Annotated in this window: 27 protein-coding genes and 1 pseudogene; 16 read left to right on the top strand and 12 right to left on the bottom strand. The window is 40.1% G+C overall.

What is annotated here, in order from left to right:
- Positions 1 to 389: 389 nt before the first annotated feature.
- Positions 390 to 1,226, bottom strand: coding sequence for a MurR/RpiR family transcriptional regulator (locus FHQ08_RS06475; RefSeq protein WP_230913585.1), 837 nt, complete (start codon positions 1,224 to 1,226; stop codon positions 390 to 392).
- A gap of 137 nt (positions 1,227 to 1,363) precedes the next feature.
- Between FHQ08_RS06475 and FHQ08_RS06470 the strand changes: the two genes are divergently transcribed.
- Genes FHQ08_RS06470 through FHQ08_RS06450 form a run of 5 tightly spaced genes read left to right on the top strand, consistent with a single transcriptional unit; the run spans position 1,364 to position 5,124 of the window.
- A complete protein-coding gene (locus FHQ08_RS06470) occupies positions 1,364 to 1,834 on the top strand; it encodes a PTS sugar transporter subunit IIA (protein ID WP_230913584.1) in 471 nt (156 codons plus the stop codon).
- Positions 1,821 to 3,125, top strand: a complete 1,305-nt coding sequence (locus tag FHQ08_RS06465; RefSeq protein WP_230913583.1) for a PTS ascorbate transporter subunit IIC — start codon at positions 1,821 to 1,823, stop codon at positions 3,123 to 3,125. Before FHQ08_RS06470 ends, FHQ08_RS06465 begins: the two co-directional genes overlap by 14 nt.
- Before the next feature lie 40 nt (positions 3,126 to 3,165).
- Entirely contained in the window at positions 3,166 to 3,453 is a 288-nt protein-coding gene (locus tag FHQ08_RS06460) for a PTS sugar transporter subunit IIB (protein ID WP_230913582.1), read from the top strand.
- A 13-nt stretch (positions 3,454 to 3,466) separates the two neighbouring features.
- A complete protein-coding gene (gene ulaG / locus FHQ08_RS06455; RefSeq protein WP_230913581.1) occupies positions 3,467 to 4,546 on the top strand; it encodes an L-ascorbate 6-phosphate lactonase in 1,080 nt (359 codons plus the stop codon).
- Positions 4,547 to 4,560: 14 nt separating this feature from the next.
- The gene (locus tag FHQ08_RS06450; RefSeq protein ID WP_230913580.1) at positions 4,561 to 5,124 is read left to right on the top strand and encodes an HAD-IIB family hydrolase; all 564 of its coding nucleotides are present in this window, start codon (positions 4,561 to 4,563) and stop codon (positions 5,122 to 5,124) included.
- 92 nt (positions 5,125 to 5,216) lie between these two features.
- On the opposite strand, the gene FHQ08_RS06445 is transcribed toward FHQ08_RS06450, so the two are convergent.
- From FHQ08_RS06445 to FHQ08_RS06435, 3 genes are all read right to left on the bottom strand, one after another.
- A complete protein-coding gene (locus tag FHQ08_RS06445; RefSeq protein WP_230913579.1) occupies positions 5,217 to 5,405 on the bottom strand; it encodes a hypothetical protein in 189 nt (62 codons plus the stop codon).
- A 114-nt stretch (positions 5,406 to 5,519) separates the two neighbouring features.
- Complete coding sequence (locus FHQ08_RS06440) at positions 5,520 to 5,732, bottom strand: hypothetical protein (RefSeq protein ID WP_230913578.1); 213 nt, start codon at positions 5,730 to 5,732, stop codon at positions 5,520 to 5,522.
- Between the two features lie 126 nt (positions 5,733 to 5,858).
- On the bottom strand, positions 5,859 to 6,734 hold the full coding sequence (locus FHQ08_RS06435) for an AEC family transporter (protein ID WP_230913577.1): 876 nt from the start codon (positions 6,732 to 6,734) through the stop codon (positions 5,859 to 5,861).
- Positions 6,735 to 6,915: 181 nt separating this feature from the next.
- On the opposite strand from FHQ08_RS06435, the gene FHQ08_RS06430 reads away from it, so the two are divergent.
- The 5 genes and pseudogenes from FHQ08_RS06430 to FHQ08_RS06420 all read left to right on the top strand — a co-directional run bounded on the left by FHQ08_RS06430 (position 6,916) and on the right by FHQ08_RS06420 (position 9,431).
- On the top strand, positions 6,916 to 7,761 hold the full coding sequence (locus FHQ08_RS06430; protein ID WP_230913576.1) for an aldo/keto reductase: 846 nt from the start codon (positions 6,916 to 6,918) through the stop codon (positions 7,759 to 7,761).
- Positions 7,762 to 7,787: 26 nt separating this feature from the next.
- Positions 7,788 to 7,967, top strand: coding sequence for a hypothetical protein (locus FHQ08_RS13205; RefSeq protein WP_330166082.1), 180 nt, complete (start codon positions 7,788 to 7,790; stop codon positions 7,965 to 7,967).
- A pseudogene (locus FHQ08_RS13200) lies at positions 7,955 to 8,143 on the top strand (LD-carboxypeptidase); the annotation flags it as partial. The gene FHQ08_RS13205 and the pseudogene FHQ08_RS13200, both read left to right, overlap by 13 nt.
- A gap of 24 nt (positions 8,144 to 8,167) precedes the next feature.
- A complete protein-coding gene (locus FHQ08_RS13195; protein WP_330166084.1) occupies positions 8,168 to 8,869 on the top strand; it encodes a S66 peptidase family protein in 702 nt (233 codons plus the stop codon).
- A 19-nt stretch (positions 8,870 to 8,888) separates the two neighbouring features.
- Complete coding sequence (locus FHQ08_RS06420; protein WP_230913575.1) at positions 8,889 to 9,431, top strand: GNAT family N-acetyltransferase; 543 nt, start codon at positions 8,889 to 8,891, stop codon at positions 9,429 to 9,431.
- On the opposite strand, the gene FHQ08_RS06415 is transcribed toward FHQ08_RS06420, so the two are convergent.
- Entirely contained in the window at positions 9,384 to 9,914 is a 531-nt protein-coding gene (locus FHQ08_RS06415; RefSeq protein WP_230913574.1) for a hypothetical protein, read from the bottom strand. The genes FHQ08_RS06420 and FHQ08_RS06415 overlap by 48 nt on opposite strands.
- 100 nt (positions 9,915 to 10,014) lie before the next feature.
- On the opposite strand from FHQ08_RS06415, the gene FHQ08_RS06410 reads away from it, so the two are divergent.
- The gene (locus FHQ08_RS06410) at positions 10,015 to 10,497 is read left to right on the top strand and encodes a GNAT family N-acetyltransferase (RefSeq protein ID WP_230913573.1); all 483 of its coding nucleotides are present in this window, start codon (positions 10,015 to 10,017) and stop codon (positions 10,495 to 10,497) included.
- Between the two features lie 9 nt (positions 10,498 to 10,506).
- Here the strand turns inward: FHQ08_RS06410 and FHQ08_RS06405 are convergent, their stop codons facing one another.
- Positions 10,507 to 10,791 (bottom strand): hypothetical protein, encoded by a 285-nt coding sequence (locus FHQ08_RS06405; RefSeq protein ID WP_230913572.1) that lies wholly within the window; start codon positions 10,789 to 10,791, stop codon positions 10,507 to 10,509.
- Positions 10,792 to 10,944: 153 nt separating this feature from the next.
- Here FHQ08_RS06405 and FHQ08_RS06400 point away from each other — a divergent pair, with 153 nt between their 5' ends.
- Positions 10,945 to 11,565, top strand: coding sequence for a sugar O-acetyltransferase (locus FHQ08_RS06400; protein WP_230913571.1), 621 nt, complete (start codon positions 10,945 to 10,947; stop codon positions 11,563 to 11,565).
- A gap of 15 nt (positions 11,566 to 11,580) precedes the next feature.
- Here FHQ08_RS06400 and FHQ08_RS06395 read toward each other — a convergent pair whose 3' ends face one another.
- From FHQ08_RS06395 to FHQ08_RS06380, 4 genes are all read right to left on the bottom strand, one after another.
- On the bottom strand, positions 11,581 to 11,910 hold the full coding sequence (locus FHQ08_RS06395; protein ID WP_230913570.1) for a hypothetical protein: 330 nt from the start codon (positions 11,908 to 11,910) through the stop codon (positions 11,581 to 11,583).
- 25 nt (positions 11,911 to 11,935) lie between these two features.
- Positions 11,936 to 12,565 (bottom strand): DUF4352 domain-containing protein, encoded by a 630-nt coding sequence (locus FHQ08_RS06390; protein ID WP_230913569.1) that lies wholly within the window; start codon positions 12,563 to 12,565, stop codon positions 11,936 to 11,938.
- A gap of 143 nt (positions 12,566 to 12,708) precedes the next feature.
- Complete coding sequence (locus FHQ08_RS06385) at positions 12,709 to 13,164, bottom strand: DUF3862 domain-containing protein (protein WP_330166083.1); 456 nt, start codon at positions 13,162 to 13,164, stop codon at positions 12,709 to 12,711.
- An 80-nt stretch (positions 13,165 to 13,244) separates the two neighbouring features.
- Positions 13,245 to 14,075 carry a hypothetical protein gene (locus tag FHQ08_RS06380; RefSeq protein WP_230913567.1) on the bottom strand — a complete coding sequence of 277 codons (831 nt, stop codon included), beginning with the start codon at positions 14,073 to 14,075 and terminating at the stop codon, positions 13,245 to 13,247.
- A gap of 231 nt (positions 14,076 to 14,306) precedes the next feature.
- Between FHQ08_RS06380 and FHQ08_RS06375 the strand changes: the two genes are divergently transcribed.
- The gene (locus FHQ08_RS06375; RefSeq protein ID WP_230913566.1) at positions 14,307 to 15,833 is read left to right on the top strand and encodes an L-lactate permease; all 1,527 of its coding nucleotides are present in this window, start codon (positions 14,307 to 14,309) and stop codon (positions 15,831 to 15,833) included.
- Between the two features lie 250 nt (positions 15,834 to 16,083).
- Here the strand turns inward: FHQ08_RS06375 and FHQ08_RS06370 are convergent, their stop codons facing one another.
- Both FHQ08_RS06370 and FHQ08_RS06365 read right to left on the bottom strand, forming a co-directional pair.
- Positions 16,084 to 16,860, bottom strand: coding sequence for an epoxyqueuosine reductase QueH (locus tag FHQ08_RS06370; protein ID WP_230913565.1), 777 nt, complete (start codon positions 16,858 to 16,860; stop codon positions 16,084 to 16,086).
- Positions 16,861 to 16,926: 66 nt separating this feature from the next.
- On the bottom strand, positions 16,927 to 17,844 hold the full coding sequence (locus tag FHQ08_RS06365) for a linear amide C-N hydrolase (protein WP_230913564.1): 918 nt from the start codon (positions 17,842 to 17,844) through the stop codon (positions 16,927 to 16,929).
- A gap of 81 nt (positions 17,845 to 17,925) precedes the next feature.
- On the opposite strand from FHQ08_RS06365, the gene FHQ08_RS06360 reads away from it, so the two are divergent.
- From FHQ08_RS06360 to FHQ08_RS06350, 3 genes are all read left to right on the top strand, one after another.
- Complete coding sequence (locus FHQ08_RS06360) at positions 17,926 to 19,500, top strand: ArnT family glycosyltransferase (protein ID WP_230913563.1); 1,575 nt, start codon at positions 17,926 to 17,928, stop codon at positions 19,498 to 19,500.
- A gap of 33 nt (positions 19,501 to 19,533) precedes the next feature.
- Positions 19,534 to 20,862, top strand: coding sequence for an MFS transporter (locus FHQ08_RS06355; protein WP_230913562.1), 1,329 nt, complete (start codon positions 19,534 to 19,536; stop codon positions 20,860 to 20,862).
- Between the two features lie 66 nt (positions 20,863 to 20,928).
- Entirely contained in the window at positions 20,929 to 21,831 is a 903-nt protein-coding gene (locus FHQ08_RS06350) for an aldo/keto reductase (protein WP_330166081.1), read from the top strand.
- The last annotated feature ends 309 nt before the right edge of the window (positions 21,832 to 22,140 follow it).

Raw genomic sequence — 22,140 nt, 5'->3', positions numbered from 1 at the left:
TCCATGAAATCATCCTAACATCATTTTAAAAGTTATGTCTTTGATGACTAATCATAAAGAATACTGAGCATAGTTTGTATTTGCTCGCCATTCTCAGGAGATAAAGCATCTCATGTTGGTAATAAAAACAATACTACCAAGACTATCGAGTTGACGTTAATCGGGGTTTTATTTTAATTGTATCATATTGGTGTACAAAAAAGTTCGTAGATGACTAATTATAACGTTCCTTCTTATATTTCATTTTGAAATTGATAAAGAATAAGGTACTGTTGGAATTACGCCCATAAGCGTCAAAAAAGTGTAGAACTAAAAGCCAACTATCTCTAACTTCTATCCCAACAATTAGAATTTTACTGACTTATACTCTTCTTACTTCATCTTCAACTTCAACCACGATGTTTCTTCTGAATAGCGCTTCTAACTTTTCGCAAGCGTTGTGCAGATTTGCCACCAAATTTCCGATTTAATTCTGTATAAAGAACATCGATGATGCCCAATTGAGCTGTCATAGAGATCAGGGCTTCCGGTCGGTATTTCGTATCTTCAGAGGTGGAGAAAAACGAGATATCTGCCAACCGAGCCAATGGTGAGGTAGGAAAGCTGGTAATGGCAAGAATTGGCACCTGATTCTGTTGAAAAATATCCGTTAAAGCTAAGATATCGGCGTTATTTCCTGTATGGGAAATGACGATCGCGATATCTTTTTTTGTGAGCAAACTTGCATTCATTAGTTGCATATGGTAGTCATTTTGATAAATCAGATTGACGGGTAATAGTAAAAAAGAATGATAAGCCGCTTGAGCAATCACATTAGAACTACCCAATCCAAATAAGCCAATATGATCAGCAGAACGTAACAACTGGGTAGCTTGGTCAATGAGTGGATCACTCATGAAGTCTAGCGTGTTGTTCAACGCTGAAATATTAGCTGAAATTGTTTTGCGGGCACCATCTAAAGCTGTATCTCCCGTTACGATCGGATGAAATTGATTCATTTCAGTGGAATCTTTTGAGAGGGCAATTTTCATCTTAGAAAAATTAGGAAACCCAATGGCCTTGGCAAAGCGCGAGATTGATGCCGTGGAAACCTGAAGGTCATTAGCCAGTTCGTTGATGGATTTAGTTGCGAATGCTTCTGGGTTTTCAATCACATAATTGGCAATGATCTGACTTGTTGGGCCAAAAGTACTGAATAGTTGACGGATTCGCGATTCTACGCGCATATAGGATCATCTCCAAAAAGCAAGTAAATATCTTGCTATCTTTTTAGAAAAGGCTTACAATGCAAATGTAAAAAAGTTTCATATATTTGTGCACATATATGAAATAATATTTCTACCTAATTCAAGGGAGGTTACTCATGAAAACAGAACAGTTTGAACCGCGTTTTGTCCAATTGCAACGGCACACGGATGACTGGAAGGATGCTTTACGTGTTGGTGCGCAACCACTAGTTACCTATAAGTATATTACAAGCGAATACATTAATAAAATGATTGCCGGGGTACAAGAATTGGGGCCTTATATTGTGATTGCACCTGGGATTGCATTGGGTCACTCGCGTCCAGATGGCAGCGTTTTGCAGACAGGCTTTAGCATTACCACATTGGCTGAACCAGTCAAATTTGGTAGTCAAACTAATGATCCCGTGGATATTGTGATTATTCTAGCTTCCACTAGTAATGACGCCCATTTGGCCTTATTACAAAAGTTAGTGCAATTTTTAGGCGTGTCAGAAAACTTACAGATTTTAAGAGCGGCCAAGACAGACAATGATATCGAGAGAATTGTGCAATTGATCAATGGAGGGGCGAAAGATGAAGGTCATTAACTTTATTGTCTTTCAGATCTTAAGTAACCAGACTATCTTTTTAGGGATCATCGCCTTACTTGGATTATTGATTCAGCGGAAGAAATTACCCCAAGTCATTGATGGCGTTGTTAAAACCGTTATTGGTATCACCATTTTAGGTGCCGGCGCTGGAATTTTAATTAATTCGCTATCGCCAGTGGTTCAAAAGCTAAACAGTGCCTTACATGTAAAAGGTGTTCTACCGACTAATGATGCTGTCTTTGGCGTGGTTTTACGATTTGATAGTATCGCCCGCAATGCCGTCATGATTTTCTTATTAGCTTTTTTCGTGCATTTATTATTAGTTCGGCTCACGCCTGGACGAGATTTTAAAAACGTTTATTTAACAGCTCATTTGATGCTTTACCATGCGGCCTTTATGGCGGTGACTTTGCCGATCGTGCTACATGCAAATAATCTTTGGACTGTTATTGTGGGGACATTGTTAAATGCCCTGTACTACACTTATTCGCCAGCTATTACGCGTAAATTAGCACGAGCTTGGACCAAAGATATGATCACTTTAGGTTTTATGGATCAAGTGGGTTCTGTCTTAGCACACTTTATTGGTAAATGGTTTGGCAGTTCTGATCCCAATCAAGATGCTGACCATATGAAATTACCTAAATGGGCGTCTATGTTTCGGGATAGCACCATTGTTCTGTTTTTCCTAATGCCGCTTATCTTTGTCAGTATTGGCTTAGCTGTGGGTGGAAAAGGTATTGGGCAATTAGCTGGTTCTACCAATTGGGTCATTTGGCTAATTCTGCAAGGTTTCCAATTTACTGCTGGTATTGTGATTCTATTATCTGGTGTTCGGATGTTTATTGGTTCGATCGTTCCTGCATTCAAGGGGATTTCTGATAAATTCTTGCCTGGTTCAGTACCGGCCTTAGATGCACCGACATTTTTCCCTTATTCACCGATGGGTGGGATGTTTGGTTTTCTAGGCTCTACAATTGGGGCAATTGCCGTTACCTTTTTAACCATTGCTTTTAAATCACCAGTCATTGTTTTCCCGTCACCAATCATTATGTACTTTGATGGGAATGTGATGGGGGTCTTTGGTAACAAAGCCGGCGGTTGGCGTGGCGCATTATTTGCTGGTCTATTCACTGGTATGATCTCGTCGGCAGCTGTTATTTTATTCTATCCTCTGACCGGTGCAGTCTATGGCAGTGGCTTGACTTGGTCCAATATTGACTATGCCTTGGTTTGGACGCCAATCATGTACTTGTTGAAGTTAGTTCGAGTATTATTAGGTTTTTAGTTTTAATTCATGGATTACAAAAAAAATGGAGGTTTTTATAATGAAAATTGTTGCAGTTTGTGGTTTTGGTGTCGGTTCTAGTGTGATTGCTAAGATGAATATTGAAAGTATTTTGAGTGATGAAAATCGTGATGCTGATGCTGAAGTCGAAACAGTGGATCTAGGCAGTGTGACTAGTGCACCAGCTGATATTTACGTCACGACGCATGAATTATTTGATCAATTTCCTGATGACATTAGAGATAAGACGATTGTATTAGATAATTTCATTGATAAAGATGACATTAAAGCAAACCTAGATAAAAAAATGAATGATCTTGGGAAATAGAGGCGTTTAGCTTATGACCACGAATGAGAAGAAGGTTTCTGCACTAAGTCGTGACGATTGGCTCAGGACAACTTTTCCAGAGTGGGGCACTTGGTTAAATGAATCGATTGAAGCCGCTGTTGTGCCACCAAAACATGTTCGGCTTTGGTGGTTAAATAATATGGGTATTTGGCTAAAGACGGATTCCGCTGTGAATATCGCGATTGATTTGTGGTCAGGGACAGGTAAACAGACGCATGATTTACCGGATATGTCTGATAACCATCAGTGGCATCGCATGCTTGGTGCCCGTAAGATTCAACCTAATTTACGGCTGACACCTCAGGTGATCGATCCTTTTGCCATTAAGCAATTAGATGCTTTGCTGGTGACGCACTTTCATCATGATCATTTGGATAAATTCGTTGCTGCCGCCATATTGAAAAACTGTCCAGATGACGTCCCTTTTATTGGCCCGCAAGCGGTGGTCAATCAGTGGTTGGCGTGGGGCGTACCAAAGGCAAGAACTCGAGTGGTTCGCCCAGGAGATGTGATTCATATCAAAGATTGTGAGATTGATGTATTAGAATCCTATGATCGAACGGTTTTGATTACAGATGCCGTAGGGTTAGCTGATAATGGGACTCAACAGGTTCCCGATATGGATTTGAGAGCGGTCAGTTATTTGATTAAAACGTCCGCTGGCAATATCTATCATGCTGGCGATTCGCACTTCTCTGTGAATTTTGCCAAGATAGGCCGCACGCAGACGATTGATATTGCCATTTTAGCTTATGCAGAAAATCCGATTGGCGTTCAAGATAAGATGACATCAGTCGACATTCTTCGTGCTGCTGAAGCTTTAAATTGTAAAGTAGTTCTACCAATGCACTGGGATGTTTGGTCTAATACATTGGGTGATCCCACTGAAATTGTTGATCTTTGGCAGCGGCGCATCCAGTATTATGCTTATCATTTTAAGCCTTATATTTTATTACCGGGTGGTGCTTATGATTGGCCAAACCAAGGTTCAGAACGGTATTACAGGTATCCGCGGGGATTCGAAGATCGTTTCACTGATCAGCCAGATATGCCTTATCCCGCATTTCTCTAAGGAAGTGAATTTATTTGGATTTAAGCCAATATATGGTTGCCTTTGATGTGCGGGCAATTGCTGACATCATGAAGCTATACGCCAAACTCAAAGTACCATTTGATTTAATTTCGATTCATGATGTCTATTCATTGAATGATTTTGGTATCTCTGATTATCCTAAATTTGCTGGTTGGTCGCTGAATTTTCACCATGTACCTGTGGCGAACTTACAGCTGGAAGTACCAATATATAAAGTTGCGATTGCAAATCAACCTAAGATAATTAACCATCTCGCGCGGCAAATTCATAGTGATTTATTTCGCGTGACCCGTTCTCGTCGGGAATTGTTAGAATTAATGCCTTCAGGCGTTTCTAAGGCTACTGGCATTATCGCAGCAAGCCAATTCTATGACTTACCACTAGCTAATGTGATTGCTTTTGGTGATGAAGAAAATGACTTAGAAATGTTAAAGACAGCCGGTATTGGTGTCGCCATGGGCAATGCTGTCCAGGCTGTGCGACAGGCAGTGACACGGCACACATTGACAAATGATCAAGATGGTCTGACTGAATTTCTAGAGGCTTATTTTAAGTAGTTCTCCACAAAAAATTATAAAATAAAAAACGGGTAATCGACTGAAAAGTGCAATTACTCGTTTTTATTTACTTACGATGCCACCTGATTTTTCTAATTTGAAGCCTTCAAATTAGCTTCACGTTGTGCAATTAATTGCTTCAACTCTTGCAAATCATTTAAATCAGCGAGTGTTTCAATAAATGTCTTGGTCGTCGATCGATATGTATATAATTTCGCTTTTGCTTTATTTTTTTCGTTCCATTTTTTCTTTGCCCTTTTTTGTGCTTCTGTGGTTGCCATTCAAGTTACCATCCTGGTTTTATTTTTTGTAAAATGATTGCAGATATAAATATTCGTGGCTGTCAAAAATTAACAAGAATGACAGCTATAAAAACAGTTAAACCAAAGTTTACACTAGTCTGTACTTGAATTGTCGCCAACTTGTTCTTGCAGTTCTTCGCGCCGTTTTTTGATCAATTCCTGAAGTTCATCTAGTTGTGCTTCATTTTTGGTGTACTTATTAATGTATGTCTTAGCTGAAGAATAGGCTGATTGTATCTTAGTCTTTTCGCGATTGCGTTCGCGGTAACGTTGGGTAGCTCGTTTTTGCGCTTCAGTGGTTGCCAATAATCCGACCTCTTTCAATATTAGAATAGCTACTTAATATTTTTACCATGTTTATCATTTTTTAGCTACTGCTTTTGAATACTGCTAGCATTTTCATGAAAAAATTTTTGGGAGTTTGAGTCAGAATCAACTCACAAAGTTCAGCAATAGAGTCAATGTGGGAATACTAACGATCGTTGTGATCAGTGTGGCGCTGGAGACGAATTCCGGTTCCGTATTATATTGAATCGCGTAAATCGTCGTATTGGCAGCACTGGGCATCGCCGCCATAACCACAATGATGTTTTGCAGTAACGGGCTTAAATGAAAGGGGATACAGATCAGGTAAGCAATGACAGGGGAAATAATTAAGCGCACGATTGAAACGATACCGACGCTGCGCCAATCAATATGCTTACCCATCACGTTAGCTAATTGCATGCCTAAGACCAGCATGATCACGGGAATGGCTGTTTGACTGATCATATTCACGGTCTTCATCAAATTAGATGGCATGGTAAGGCTCATTTGCTGGAAAATAATACCAGGAATAATAGCATAATTCATCGGCTGTTTGAGTACTGAGATAAAAGCAGTTTTCACACCGCTGGTGCCACTGGCAGCAATGTAGATACCGACGACACCCATAAGAATAGTATAGAAGATCATCAGCGGCATGGCATAAGCAAGGCCTTTTTGACCAAAAGCAAACAAAGCTACGGGAACACCATAATTACCATTATTTGCGAAAACGGTCGCCAGCAGAAAGGCATTCGTTTTTTTCTTATTATAATGCAACAGCTTAGCAATTATTAGACCAATGACGATCAAGAGCGCCATGATGATGATTGATGTGACGACGATATAAAAAAAGCTCTGATTGATCGGCTGCTGGTAAAAAGTTTTAAACACTAAAAAAGGCAGTAAAAGATACATAGCCATTGTGGAGATGGGCTTAATGTCGAGCATAAAAACACGTTGAAAGATGAAGCCACTGATAAAAATTAATAAAACTGGCAACATGACAGTATAAAAGACTTGGATGGGAACACACCTACTTCACGAAAATTTTACAAGCTGTTCTAATCATATTACTTAATGAAAGCGAAGTCATTAACAGATATATAGATGTTAGGTAATGTATTTACCGGTATAAATTTAATGGTATATTAATTATGAAAGAAATTATTTAAGGAGTGAGTTTATGACAAAATTAACGGATACATTTACGTTAAGCAATGGTCACAAGATTCCTAAGATTGGTTTTGGAACTTGGCAGATACCAGCCAATGAAGCTAAGCAAGCTGTTGCCGATGCTCTGGATTTAGGTTATCGCCATATTGATACTGCTTTGGTCTATGGCAACGAAAAAGAAGTTGGTCAAGCAATCAATGAATCAGGCATTCAACGCGAAGATTTATTTGTCACATCTAAATTGCCGGCACAAACAAAAACTTACGAAGGGGCACTGGCTGATTTTGAGACCACACTGCATAATTTGAATCTAGATTATTTAGATCTTTATTTGATCCATGCACCATGGCCATGGGACAATATTGGTTCGAATCATGATAAGGGGAATCGAGAAGCTTGGCGGGCTATGGAAACAATTTACAATTCCGGTCGGGCTAAAGCCATCGGCGTTTCTAATTTTAATGTTCATGATTTAGACAATGTTTTTGCCACGGCTAAAATCAAACCAATGGTAGATCAGATTCAGTATTATATTGGCTTTACAGAGCCGAAAATCACCACTTTTGCAAAGCAAAATGATATTTTAGTAGAAGCTTATTCGCCATTAGCGACTGGCGGCCTGCTGCACAATCCTGAAGTTCAAGCAGTCGCCGATCATTATCATGCCAGTGTTGCCCAATTAGCCATCCAATTTTGTATTCAAAATGACGTATTACCGTTACCGAAAGCCACACATCGCGCCCACACTGAAAATAATGCCCAATTGGATTTTGAAATCAGTGCGGAAGATATGAAGGTACTGAATCAGATGCCTGATGCAGCGCCAAGCAAAACCCATAATGCGACACAAGGCTAGCGGTAACGATACTGAAGAGGTGTCTTATGCAACAAAAACCAGCACCATTACAACCTGGTGATCAAGTCGCAATTGTGAGTTTATCTCGCGGTATTTTAGGCGAAACGGCGACTAGACATCAACGGCAACTGGGCATTCAGCGTTTGGAAGCACTGGGCTTGAAGCCTGTTTTTATGCCCCATGCTTTAAAAGGGTCGACTATTTAGCGCAACACCCTGAGGCTCGAGCGGCGGATTTGAAAATGGCTTTTTATGAGCCGAAGATTCGTGGCATTTTTGCGGCCATTGGTGGCGATGATACTTACCGCACGTTGCCTTATTTACTGACAGACCAACAATTTAAGCTGGCTGTTAGGCATGATCCCAAGTTATTCTCTGGATTTTCAGACACAACGATTAACCATCTCATGTTTTATCAATTAGGTCTGCAAACATTTTACGGACCTAATTTTTTAAATGATTTGGCGGAGCTAGCGTCACAGCCGTTACCATATACGTGGCAAACTTTACAGCATTACAAACAAAATCCAGCCCGAACAGTAATTGAATCCAGCACTATCTGGTATGAAGAACGGACGGATTTTTCTAGACAGGCAATAGGGACACCGCGGCCACAGCATCAAGAGCAGCGTGGTTATGAGGTTTTACGGGGGTCAGGAATCACCACTGGACGCTTATTGGGCGGCTGTTTGGATAGTTTTTACGATATTTTGACCACTACGAGGTATCCAGATGAAGCTCAAGTTTGTGCCAAGTATCAGCTTTTTCCCAATACGGCAACTTGGCAAGATAAAATTTTATTCATTGAGACCAGTGAAACCCATCCCCAACCAAGGCTTTATCAAAAAATGCTTGAAAAATTAGCCGATCAAGGTGTTTTTGCAGCAATTCGGGGCATCATCGTGGGCAAGCCGCAAAATGAAATCTTTTATGAAGCTTATAAGCAGATTTTGCTTACAGTTACAGCGCCTTACCAAATGCCGATTTTTTACAATGTCAATTTTGGACATGGCTACCCACGGACCGCATTGCCATATGGGGCTTTGCTGCAAATGGATTGCGACCAAAAAACGTTAACCATTATGGAACCTTTTTTTGCCAACGCCTGACTTAAAGGAGACGATTTTAATGACACAACTTAGCTTTCGCCATCCTAAGTTAATCGATTTGCCTCAAATTATGACGATTGAACAGTCCGGGTTCACGCCAGCTGAAGCGGCTACGGCAATAGCGATGAAACAACGGTTGCTCACAATTCCAGATACGTTTGTGGTGGCCGTTAATGAAAAAGACCAGCCACTGGGTTATGTGGTTGGTCCAGTTATTGCTGCACGTTATTTGACCGATACGTTATTTTCAGCAATCCAGCCAAATCCTAAAATAGGTGGGTATATTGGCGTGTTAAGTTTAGCTGTGGCTCCCGACTATCAACGGCAGGGTATTGGTAGTCAGCTATTGACGGCACTGGCAAAATTAGGTCAGCAACAACAGCGGCGTGGCGTGACGTTGACTTGTTTGCAAAGGCTGATTCCCTTTTATGAACAAAATGGTTACCGCAATGAAGGCATTTCAATGTCCCAGCATGCCGGAGAAACTTGGTATAATCTTGTTTTAGACTTGGCACTAAACCAAAACGGTGATCAAAATACCACTGAGCATGATAAAGATTGAAATCCAAAACCAAGGTGCCTGGATTAGTGGACGAGTGCTGGTCGAACGGGCTGTGGTAATATAATGCCAAAGACCTAACAATAGGCCGAACCAAGCATAGTATTTGAGGTCAGAAAAGATACCGAGAGTTAAGAAGTCTAAAATAAAGATGACGCCCAAAACAATTAAAAATAAATTGGTCCGCAGTTGATTGATCTGTTGACGTTGCCAAATTAACAAGCCGCCAATAACGCCAAAAGCTAAAGCTGTTAGCAGACCAGAAATACTGCTAATATCGCCACCGGTAAAAAGCGCGCTAAAATGAATTGGTAGAGCGGCAATAAAGATCCAAATACCCATGACAAGCAAGATAATACCAATAATTAAATTAGACCGTGCTGAGTTGGAACTGCCGTGAAAATTTTCCCGGCGGTTTTTTGACCGTTCATTGGTCGAGTTCAACCGTTTATTTTCACTACGATGTCGTGCTGTGCGACTATTCATCTGATTGCCCCCAAAAAATAAAAAACTCACTGCTCTTATTTTAGTGTACCCTTATCAAAAGAACAAATGATTCCGTAGTAAATCACAGGAGGTAATCGCGATGACCAATATTCGTTTATTAGAACCTAAAGATGATCAGGTTATGGCGCAAATCATTCGCCAGAGTTTAGCTGCTGTGGGCTTAGCCAAGCCAGGGACAGCTTACTTCGACCCAGAGTTAATGCACCTGAGCCAGTATTATCAAGCTACTGTCAAGCGTGCGTACTTTGTAGCCGTCGATGCAACGGCCCAGGTTATTGGTGGTGTTGGGATTGGTGAATTTGACGAAGCTAACGGTATCGCCGAATTACAGAAATTATATATTCAGCCTCAGAACCGTGGTGCTGGCCTCAGTTATCAACTTGTGCAGCAAGCCTTGCGTTTTGCGAAAGCGGCTGGTTACCAACGGGTTTATTTAGAAACACATCATACCTTGAAGGCTGCAATTCATCTCTATCGAAAAATGGGCTTTCAGCCAATCAAACCAGATCCCAAAACACTAGAGCATAATGCCATGGATGTCTTTTTTAGCAAGGCAATTTAAAAACGAGCCCTAAGATGCAGACTCGTTAGCAGTGGTTTGCTTGAGATGATTTAAGATCTCATTATTTTGTTGGACCAAGATCCAATTTTGTTCAACTAATGCGCGCAGATAGGCAATGATCTCTTCATCTGCGCGATCTTCAAGGTTCAGGCGTTTGCTTTCGCGGAGCAGATTTTTACGATCTAGTTCACTTAAAATGGCCTCCGCTTGGTACGCGACATTTTTGGAACAATGTGAGAGACCACGTTCTTCCAGAATCTTGTGAATTTGTCGATTGTTATTGAATAAACTCATAATAGGCACCTCATTGCTTAGACCTTTACTTATGATTATTCAGAAATGAGACTTTTTTTGCAAGGTTTCTGATTGTGGTCAGTCAAAATTTGCACTTTAACGTCTGATTCGGTAGCATGGGCATCAGTGATTAAAAATGGAAGAGGTGGCGGCATGCCAAGTCAAAAAGAACGAATGTTATCCGGGCAATTGTATAAAGCAGCTGATCCAGAGATCCGTAAAGTGAATGCTCGCGCGCGCAAATTAACGCGCTTATTCAATCAGACTACTGAAGAACAAATGGCCTATCGCCAGGAATTATTAAAAGAATTATTTGGGCAAACAGGAGATCAAATATACATTGAACAGCCTTTTCATATTGATTATGGGGCTCACACAACAATTGGCAATCATTTCTATGCGAATTATGACTGTATTTTTATTGATACTGCACCAATCACGATCGGCGCTAATGTCTATTTAGCCCCACGAGTTGGCCTCTATACGGCGGGGCATCCAATCGATGCGGCTATTCGTAATGAGGAGCTGGAATATGGCTACCCAATTACAATTGGGGATAATGTTTGGATTGGTGGGAATACCGTCGTTAATCCTGGGGTAACCATTGGCAGTAATGTAGTCATTGGGTCAGGTTCAATTGTGGTCAAAGATATTCCTGACAATGTGGTTGCTGTTGGAAATCCTTGCAAAGTACTGCGGCCAATCACTCAGGCTGATCAAGATTATTGGCAGCAACAAAAAGCCGCTTACTTAGCTGACCAAGATTTAAAATAATTATTTCCTGGGAAATTAATAAAAATGTTTGGCTAAAATTCCAGCCACTAAGCTAATGACACAACAAAGACCAAATAGTATCGGTAAAACCACCCCAATTTTTTTATGACGAAGCCAGCGGATGAGACCGTTAATTAGAGTGATTAGACCGAAAAAGCCAACAAACATACTGGTTAGACCGGCGTAATCATATGGTGTTTGGCCAGTGGAAATAATGGTGCCAATGACTAAAGCTACTAGGACCCAGAACCACCACTGTTTGATAAATGAATTTTCAGGATTATTAAGGAGACTATGCTGCCAAACACGTTTGAGGGCACGCTGGTCTCTTTTCTTTTGCATCATGATACCAACAACTTTCTAAATTAGTTTAAGGCTGTGCCGTTTGCCAACTTTTCCCGTTGTACTGGATCGTATAGGGGCCGGCATTTTTAGCGTGGAAATATAAGGTTCCCGAAGAAGTCATCTGTGGGGCAATAACTTCCGCATAAAAATCTTTGGTATCTTCAGTGGCCTTTTGCCGCTTGCCATCATACATGGCAAAGTCAACACCACTGGCATGCAGCTCTTCATGACTGCCATTTTCAATTTGAAATTGAATCTTGATCAGTTGAGTATCCGAAATATTTTGGTCGGGTGTCTCATCACTAAATTGTAATGTATTGACCGTGACTTTGATGTTATCAGCATATGTTTGGGTCTGTCCAAAACTAGCCGGTTTTATGGGTGTTTTTGCGGCTGCTTTCGAGTTTTTGGTAACGGCGTCTGTTTTTTGCTGCACGTTGGTTAACGTTTTATTGAGTAGCCGATAATTCTTATTTTCATGTTGCAATTGTTTATTTTGTGCTTGCAATTTTTTGAGTTGTATCTGTTGTTCAGCGTGGTGATTGTTGGTAGCTGAAATAGTCATAAAAATAATAACATTACTCAAAGCCAATAGGATAGTTAAATAAAACCAGATATTCAAATAAAAGGGAAGCTTAGTTGGCTTTTGTTTCAATATCAAAACTCCTTTTGGAATATGTTTAGACTTAAATTGCTTACAAACAAGTAGTGGCTGAAAACAAAACGATTGTCTTGTTTTCAGCCACTTTTTACGAGCAAATGCATTTTAAAAGTTGGGGTTGCCATGAACTGGTCAGGCTAATCCAAGCCGTGTTGTGTTTTACCTTGTAATTTATTATTCATAAAGGTCAGCACAATTTTAGCATTGGTTGGTTTCATAGCCTTGTCATAGGTGTACGTTGCCTGAGTGGAGCCAGAGATCGTGATCATATTGACTTGATTTGGCAATCCTAATGTATTTAAAGCTGCATCAGCATCAGCGCCAGTCTGTAACTGATTAAATTGAGCAATTGTAATTGGATCTTTTCGCTCTACCTGATAATCATTCAAACTTTTGCTGAAGGCCTTATTTTGAACAAAACCCACTGAAACAGTTGCGTTAGCTTGATTTGCCATCCGATTCCAAGTAGCGATGGTTGTGTTCTGATCGTTTTGTTTGACTGAGCTTGTATTATCTGGTTTACCGTACTTTGCAGTTAGATCATTCAAAGTGACGCCGCCAGTCCCCATTTTAGAAAAATCACCCAAGGTAATACTATTAAAATCATTTAAAGTAAATTGTGTCCCAGATACGATACTTTTTTGGCTAGAACTGCTGGTAGTATCAGTTGAGGCTAGTCGGGAATGTGCACGGGAATTTTTTTTTTACCTTCCGAGCGGCTTTGCTGCTGACTAGATTTAGCGACTTGTTCAGTGCGGGCAGGTGTTGCTGAGGTGGGTGTGGTCACTTTCGAAACGATTAAGCGAATAACGACCCCAACAATGAGTAAGATTAGGACAATCAAAGTCCAGAACCACCATTTTTTATAAAACGGTGCTTCATCTTCATAATCATCCATATCATCTGAATCTTCATCGTGGTCCAAATCTACATTTTGAATTTGATCACGCCGACTGCGCATTGATTCCTGCTGCAAAGAGTTGATCGTTTGATCTAAAGTAGGATTATTGGTACTAGCAGCGGCATTGCCACGACTTTGCTGTAGCATCATGGTTAATTCATTGCGTGGATCAATGCTTAATGGCAGATTATTTGGAACCGTTAAATTATTAACGACATTTTGAATCAAGGCATTGACATTTTCTGGTGTTGCCTGTGCTTGCTGGATCAATTGATTGAGATGCTCAATAATCGGCTGCACCTGTGCATTTTGTAAATCCGTATTGTAATAACGGCTGTATGTAAGATAGAGCAATGATAGTTCTGAAATGATCGTATCATCTAAATTACCAGCGTTTTGGCTAACCCCAACCATAGCCTTTAGCAACTCGATCACCCGTTGCCAATCACGATGATTTGTTGCTTGATCAATTTGGTCATTAAAAATTGCCTGAATTGTACTGTACTCATCCGCTTGTGGCTCATAATTTATATTTACTTGATTGGCATGAATCAAGTTTTCAAGCCGATATTTTTCTAATAAAGCTTCAAAAGAATTTTGCACATTCTTCACATCCTCACCCAGTATTGTACAACGAAATTTTAAAAGGATTATTTCAATTTTACGTAAAAAAACAATTCAAATCTACACCTCTATATCCTACCATATTTCTAATTGATGGTGAATTTGTTTTAATAGGGAATTCCCTAGGGGCGTAAATAAGTGCAAATTCAGATTTCACATAGTACAATTATGATGGTGTAAGCGCTATTATTTCACTTAGGAGGGAAAGTCATGTGGCTTAATTTTATTTTTGCATTGATCCCGATCATTTGGTTGATCGTGTCACTTGGTGTGATTAAGATGTCTGCGGACAAAGCCTGTACGATTGGACTTGTCTTAGCCATTATTTTAGCTGTGACGGCATTTAAAATGCCGGTTCAGGATAGTCTGACAGGGGCTTTAGAAGGTATTGTAATGGCAATCTGGCCTATCGTATACGTTATTTTGGCCGCCCTGTTTACTTACAATTTAACAACGGCTTCTGGCGCCATGAAAGTGATCCAAGATATGCTATCTTCAATCACGACGGATCGGCGGATCTTAGTTTTAATTATTGCTTGGGGTTTTGGTGGCTTTTTGGAAGCGATCGCTGGATTTGGAACAGCCGTAGCTATTCCTGCGGGTATTCTGATTGCTTTTGGGGTCGAGCCAATTCGTGCCTCGGTGATTTGTTTGATTGCTAACACGACACCGACCGCTTTTGGGGCTATCGGCCTACCGGTGATCACTTTAGCAAATGTGACGCATTTGGATACACCACATCTATCATTTATCGTTACCATGCAATTATTGCCTTTAATTATTTTGATTCCATTTGTATTGGTTGCCATGGTTGGTGGCGGCACCAAAGCTATTAAAGGGGTTGGGTTAACGACACTGCTTTCAGGGGTTGCCTTTGCCGTGCCCCAAGTATTCGTAGCTAAATTTGTTGGGGCTGAATTACCAGCCATTGTGGGTTCTGTGGTATGTATTGCCGTGACAGTTCTCATGGCACGGGTTCAAGGTAAAAATGATCCTGAGGCTTTAAAACATATTCCTCAGCATTCAAGTACTGAATTGTTGAAAGCCTGGGCCCCATTTATCTTAGTATTTATCATTGTTTTGTTAGCTTCACCATTAGTTAAACCAATCAACGCTGCTTTGGCAAAAGTTGTGACGCAAATTCCAATTTACACCGGGCCGAAAGCCGTACCTTATACCATCAACTGGCTTTCTTCTCCAGGTACATTGATTATTTTAGCAACTTTTATTGGCGGGCTGATCCAAGGTATGTCTGTCAGCAAGATCTTAGGCGTGTTAGGGACAACTGCTAAGAAGATTTGGCGTACACTGATCACCGTTTGTGCGATCGTTGCTTTAGCCAAGGTCATGGGCTATTCTGGAATGACCACTAGTTTGGCGGTAACGCTAGTAGCAATCATGGGTCCTGTCTATCCATTAGTTGCACCTGTCATTGGGGCATTAGGCACATTCATCACTGGGTCAGATACCAGTTCAAATGTTTTATTCGGGAACTTACAATTACAAGCGGCGACAACTTTGAAAGCTAATAGTTTTTGGGTCGTTGGTGCCAATATGGTTGGGGCAACCGCTGGTAAAATGATTTCACCACAAAGTATTGCGGTTGCTGCCGCTGCTACTAATCAAGAAGGTGATGAAGGCAATATTCTTAAAGAAGCCTTGAAATGGTGTGGCGCTTACCTTGTGATCATCTGTCTGTATATTTACGTGACTGGATTGTTGCTGCACTTTATTTAGATGACACAGAGTGTGACAAAAAGTGATCAGCGGCCGAGCACTAACGGGAATGGCGACAAATGGTGGGTTTGCCATTTGAGCCATTCGACGTTAGGAGAGAGTGTTGCTTTTTGGAACACGTTTAGGCAGCAGAAAACAAAACGCTAATTTTATCCTAGTTATATCGATGCATACAAAAAAGATCTGTTGTTTGAAGGATGAATGGTTACTTCAACAGCAGATCTTTTTTGGTTCGCTTAGATGATAAATTTTATGACTGGACTTCAGTTTCTTGGTCAATTTTGAAATTGATATGGGCGAATTCAGTATCGCCATCTTTACCTACATTAAAAGCACGAGCTTCCCGATTAATTTGGGCTAAGTCCACACCTTGTTTCTTAGCGGCAAAAATGCAGCCACAGTAACATTGGCGATAAACATCGTAAGTTTTGCACATGTCTACGGAGCGCTGGTAGCCGTTATTTTTCTTGAAGTCACTGGGGAGATAATGAGCAGAGTAAACATGTTGGACTTCAACACCTACTTCGTTAATGATTTGTGAATTTTTATGGGGACTGATCGTGAGCGCACTGGCAAAGTAGTCAAAGCCAAGTTCGACGGCTTTAGCTGCCACTTTTTCCAAACGGTAGTCGTAACAAACGCGACAGCGAGCGCCACCTTCTGGTTCATCCTCTAAGCCGCGCATTGTTTTGACCCAATCATTGGGTTCGTACGGTGCGGATAAAAATTGCACATGATTATTGGTATTCTCGTTGAAGTCATTAATAAATTTTTGTTGGACGTAACGACGACGTTCATATTCGGCTCGGGGATGGATATTGGAATTGGCGTAGTATACTGTTACGTCGGCGTATTGGGTCAAATATTCTAGCGTGTACGTGCTGCAAGGCGCACAACAACTGTGTAATAGAATTTTTGGCCGAACGCTTTGACTTTGCCATTGGGCGATCATTTTTTGCAATAATTTATCGTAATTAATTTTTTGATTTGGATTTAATTTATCTAAAACCTCATGGACATCGATCATTATGCTCACTCCTAATTGTGTCAACATTAGTATAAAACAGGGCCAGGTTCAAAGACTACTGGGGAATTACCTAAAAAAATGCTGGCTGGTATGATATTTTAAACGGTTTAGGTCAAGGTGCTGCCAAGTATCCGTGGCAATGTCATGAAAAGTATAAGTTTGTGTGCTAGGATTTAAAACCGTTTGATAATGGGTATAATCGTGATTCTTTAAATGAAATGCATCTGTTGGTGGGATAATGACTTGATCTAAAATCCGAAATAAATCACTGGTGGTGGCTGTTGCTGTTAATTGGCTTTTTAGGATTGCAGCGATTGCAAAACGGTCGGTGGGAATCGTGCCGGTTGGCAGTGGATCCTTAAATTGCCGCAGTGCCATTTGCAGTGTTGCTAGATTACTATCTGGAGGTAAATTTAGAAATTGGCGCAATTTTATGAGCTGCTTGGTCATATTCGGTGTATTCGTCAAAATACCTAGCGGCAACTCCGTTAAAGTTAAAGCAGTACTTTTGGGTTCTAGAATAGCTGTTGCCCCACTTTTATCCAGCAGCAACCAGTGATAAGGATAAATTTTATCGGTATGGTACCAAGTACTGGAAACTAGATTAATTTCTTTTAAGTGCATTCGGACTTCAGCAACCGTCTTGAAATTAGCCAAGACCCAGAGGATGAAATCTTGAGGGGAGAGGTTCCATTTATTAGAATCTGTTTGTAGTGCATATTTAGCCTCATAGGGGAAATATAATTCAGCACAAACAAGGCCGCAGTCATTGACACCATCAGCCAGCAAATAGGTTTGAGTATCTATTTGGCGGCCACCCCCTAAAATGGCATGCTGGGTACGCTGTCGTTTTGGTTCTAGAATTGGGCGGTAAGGATACTCTTTAGGTAAGTAAACAGGCCGCCAGGGAGATGTGGAAGGAAAATCCATCGTACGTGCGAAATAAAGACCGTTATTTAAATGTGAAATAAAACTTGTACACATGGGCAAAACCTCTAAAAGTTTAGACTGAATTTGTGATAAACTACTATACATATAGTTGGATACATAAGTGGAGGCAAGATTGTGGAAAATCGGCACAAAATATTTAATCGCGAGAATGGTATCTTTTTAGTATTTGCAATCATTCTAATTTTCTTTCTAGGCAAGTCGTCCCCCCTATATTATTTAAATGACTGGGTGGACGCCAATGCTTACTTTACCGTGGGAAAGGGTATCGTTCACGGCTTAGTACCCTATCGAGATCTATTTGATCAAAAAGGGCCTTTGATTTATTTCTTACACGCCATTGGCTATTTGATCAGTCAACATAATTTTTGGGGCATTGCTGTTTTAGAAAGTTTCAATTTATGTGCCTCAATGATCATTTTTAAAAAGATATTGCAGCTGTATGTTTCTAAGCCACTGCAATTCGCAGGTGCGTTGTTGGTACCAATGGCTTTTCTTGCGTCACCATTCTTCAATGCTGGTGATAGCGTCGAAGAATTCATGATGCCATTTATTTTATATTTAATGTATAGCATCTGTAAAATAATTCATGTTAATTTGCATGCGAACAGCTTTGATTTTCAATTAGATTTCAAACAGTTCTATTGGATCGGTTTGGGATTAGGTATTGTTTTCTGGAGCAAATATATTTTAGTTGGCTTTTGGATTGGCTTTTTTATTGCTTTAACAATTATTTTGTTCTCACGGCGTCAGTTCATGGATTGGCTCAAAGTTTTACTTTATACATTACTTGGTTTCATAACTGTAACAGCGGTGGTTTTACTTTACTTCCTATTAAACCATGCACTTTCGGATCTATTTTTTGGTTATTTTTACGCTAATATTTCGCTTTATCAGATTAATATGTCGACCTTTACGAAGGTGTTTAATTCAATTAAGTATTTATTCTTTGGTTTCGGTATGGGTGGTCATTGGATCATTAATATTATGTTATTACTGGCTATTTTTGTTTTCCCATTCAACAAAAAAGTTTCTGATGCCTGGGAGGGTAAAGTACTTTACCTATTGCCCGTTATTTTTGGCGGCTTACTCATGTTCTGGGGCTTAACGCCACGGCTTTATTATTGGCTGCCGTTGTTAGTAATTGCCATGATGGGCTTGTTAGCCATTTTGATCAATGTTGAAACCAGCTTTCAAAATAACTTTCCGCAGCAGATTCCGCGGTTACGTAATTTTATCATCGTGCTTGCCTGTGTTGCGCCATTTATGATGAATACGAATTATAATTTTTCAAAGCTATATCCTAAGAACTATACGGTTGCTTACCAAAGTAAGGGCGACTTACCGGCACAGTTACAATTTAAGAAAATTATCGATCGTCAAAAAAATGCCAAAGTTTTGAATTATGGCACGTTAGATCTAGGTGTTTATACCGTAACCAATAAAATCCCAGATAGTAAATATTTTTATATTTTAAATATTCCTAAGTCTGCCTTTCCAGAGATGTACCAACAACAAGATAAAGTCATTACACATAAGCAAGCTGACTTTGTGGTGACGAGAACACCAGCTGGACAGGACTTAGTGGATGCTGGCATGGATACATTAACTGACCATTACCGAGTAATCAAGAAACATAATCAGGTAAATGATAATGAATTGTTGACTTATTGGTTATTAAAGAAGAAATAAAAAATATTATTTTTAATTTAGGATGTGATAGTCATGTCTCATAATCAATGGCAAACTTCCTTGCGGGAACGAATCAGTTATGGGCTGAGCGATGGCGCGGATAATTTAGTCTTTCAAGTGATGACCACCTATTTGCTCTACTTTTATACCGATATTTATGGGTTAACCGCTGGTGAAGTTGGCACGTTATTTTTAATTGCCCGATTTGCAGATGTGATTGAAAGTGTCATTATTGGAATTATGATTGATCACACGCATTCCAAATATGGGCATAGTCGGCCGTTTTTCCTTTGGTATGCTTTTCCTTATGTGATCGTGGCTGCATTGACTTTTGTCGTGCCGCCATTTAATCATATGGGCAAATTATTTTGGGCTTACTTGACTTACTTATTGTTGGGCTTCTTTTATAGCGCTGTTAATTTACCAATCACATCAATTCTGCCAAGCTTGACTGATAATCCTCGTGAGATCACTTTATTAGGTGTGATTCGGCAATTTTTCGGACAAACGAGTCAGATTATTGTGGCTATTTTTACATTGCCTTTGATTGCTTTATTTGGTGGCAAGGATCAACAAAAAGGCTTTCTATTGACAATTATTGTTTTTGCCGTCATTTCATTGATTCTGATCATCAACACATTTGTTCATGTCCGTGAACGTATTGCCATGCCAAAGCCAGCTTCTTTCAAAGATACACTTAAGATGATGGGCCGCAATAAACCTTGGTTGGTGTTATCCATTGTGATCTTTTTGTATTGGGTGACTACTTCAATTAAAAACCAAACGACGATTTATTATTTTAAATATAATTTGAAAGCTGAAAATTTAGTGCCTGTCGTTAATGCGTTTACGGCGGCAGCTTTGATCGGAATTGTTGCAATTCCCTTTGTGACGCGTAAGTATTCTAACAAGGTGACCATGATGGTCGGCCTGATTATTGCGACGATGGGACAATTGTTGATCATAGCTGGTGCTGAGTGGACCCATAGTTTATCAGTATTATTCGTGGGGACCTTTGTAAATACGATTGGCAGCGGTATGGTGATCGCCCTTGTTTCGATCATGGTGTCTGACACGATCAAGTATGCCCAACGGCAATTTCATGTTGAAGCCAGTGGCTTGCTAGCTTCAACAGATGATTTTGGCGTTAACTTAGGTTTAGGTATTGGTGGGTTGATCACTGCTGGTTTATTGGCACAAACGGGTTACGTAGCTAACCATAGTCAAAATAGCGCGACGTTGCACATGATTACGATCAACTATGCTTGGATACCGTTAGCAGCCTATCTTTTAATGATTTTCATTTTGGCACTTTATAATCAACGCCACGTGCAACAAGTGATTACCAAAAATGAGCGCTGAGTTTTTGAAATTTTTAAGAAAGTTCGTTACACTAGGCAATTGTAGTTTCGAAAAGGGGGACTTAGCTTGACTAATTTTGATTTAGATACACGAGTCAAATTAAATGACGGTCATGAGATGCCACAAATGGGTCTTGGTGTTTGGCAAGTAGATAACCATACAGCTAAGGCATCCGTCCAAATGGCGGTTAAAAACGGGTATCGTATGATTGATACGGCTAAACAATATGGCAACGAAACTGGTGTGGGTGCCGGTATTAAAGCTAGTCTAGTTGATAACGGCCTGCATCGGGATGATCTGTTTGTCACGACCAAGGTCTTTAATGGTGATCAAGGTTATCAAACGACAATTGCCGGTGTTAAAGGTTCTTTACAACGGCTGCAATTAGATTATGTTGATTTATTATTGATCCACTGGCCAGTTGACCACAAGTATAAGGATACCTGGCGGGCCTTGGAAGCTTTACAAAAAGAGGGTTTGACCAAGTCTATTGGTATTTCTAATTTCGATATACCACGTCTGCAAGATTTATTAACTGATGCGACAATTAAACCAGCAATTAATCAGATGGAATTTAATCCGATTGATCAGCAAAAAGAATTACGGCAATTTATGCAGACACACGATATTCGCCTCGAAGCATGGTCACCTCTAGGTGGCGGTGCAGCTTTAAATAACGCTGAAATATTAAAGCTGGCTGATAAATATGGTAAATCTGCCGCACAAATTATTTTACGCTGGGATATTCAGCACGATGTGATTACAATTCCTAAGTCTAGTCATGAAAAACGGATCATCGAGAATAGTCAAATTGGTGATTTTGAACTATCTTCAGAAGATATGCAGATTATTGATGATTTAGATCAAGCCAAAGCTAGCCTTTGGTATGATGACTTTCCATGGCATAATCCGCAGTCTAAAATGGGTGATTCTGTTAAAGTTTGGCCTGATTCACCAGAAAAAATTTAGTGTCGATTTATTATTAAATTATTTAAGCAATATTAAAAACAGAGTGTGGCAAAAGGCGGTCAACGACTAAGCACTAACAAGCATTACGAAAAATGGTGGACTTTCCATTTTAGTCATTCGTCGTTGAGTGAGGGTGTTGCCTTTTGGAACACGTTTAAGATACAACCGTTCGTGAAATAATCGAGGCTGGGACATAAGTCTTTTTATACAGCCTCAAACAAAAAATTCCTTAAGATCAAATCTCAAGGAATTTTTTGTTTTTATGTAGGCACGAAGTGCCTCTCAATGTTATTCTATAAGCGACAAAAC

The sequence above is a fragment of the Agrilactobacillus fermenti genome (assembly GCF_021030645.1).
Taxonomy (GTDB): Bacteria; Bacillota; Bacilli; order Lactobacillales; family Lactobacillaceae; genus Agrilactobacillus; species Agrilactobacillus fermenti.
Note: the sequence above shows the minus strand (reverse complement) of the source record. Positions and strands in the feature narration are given on the sequence as shown.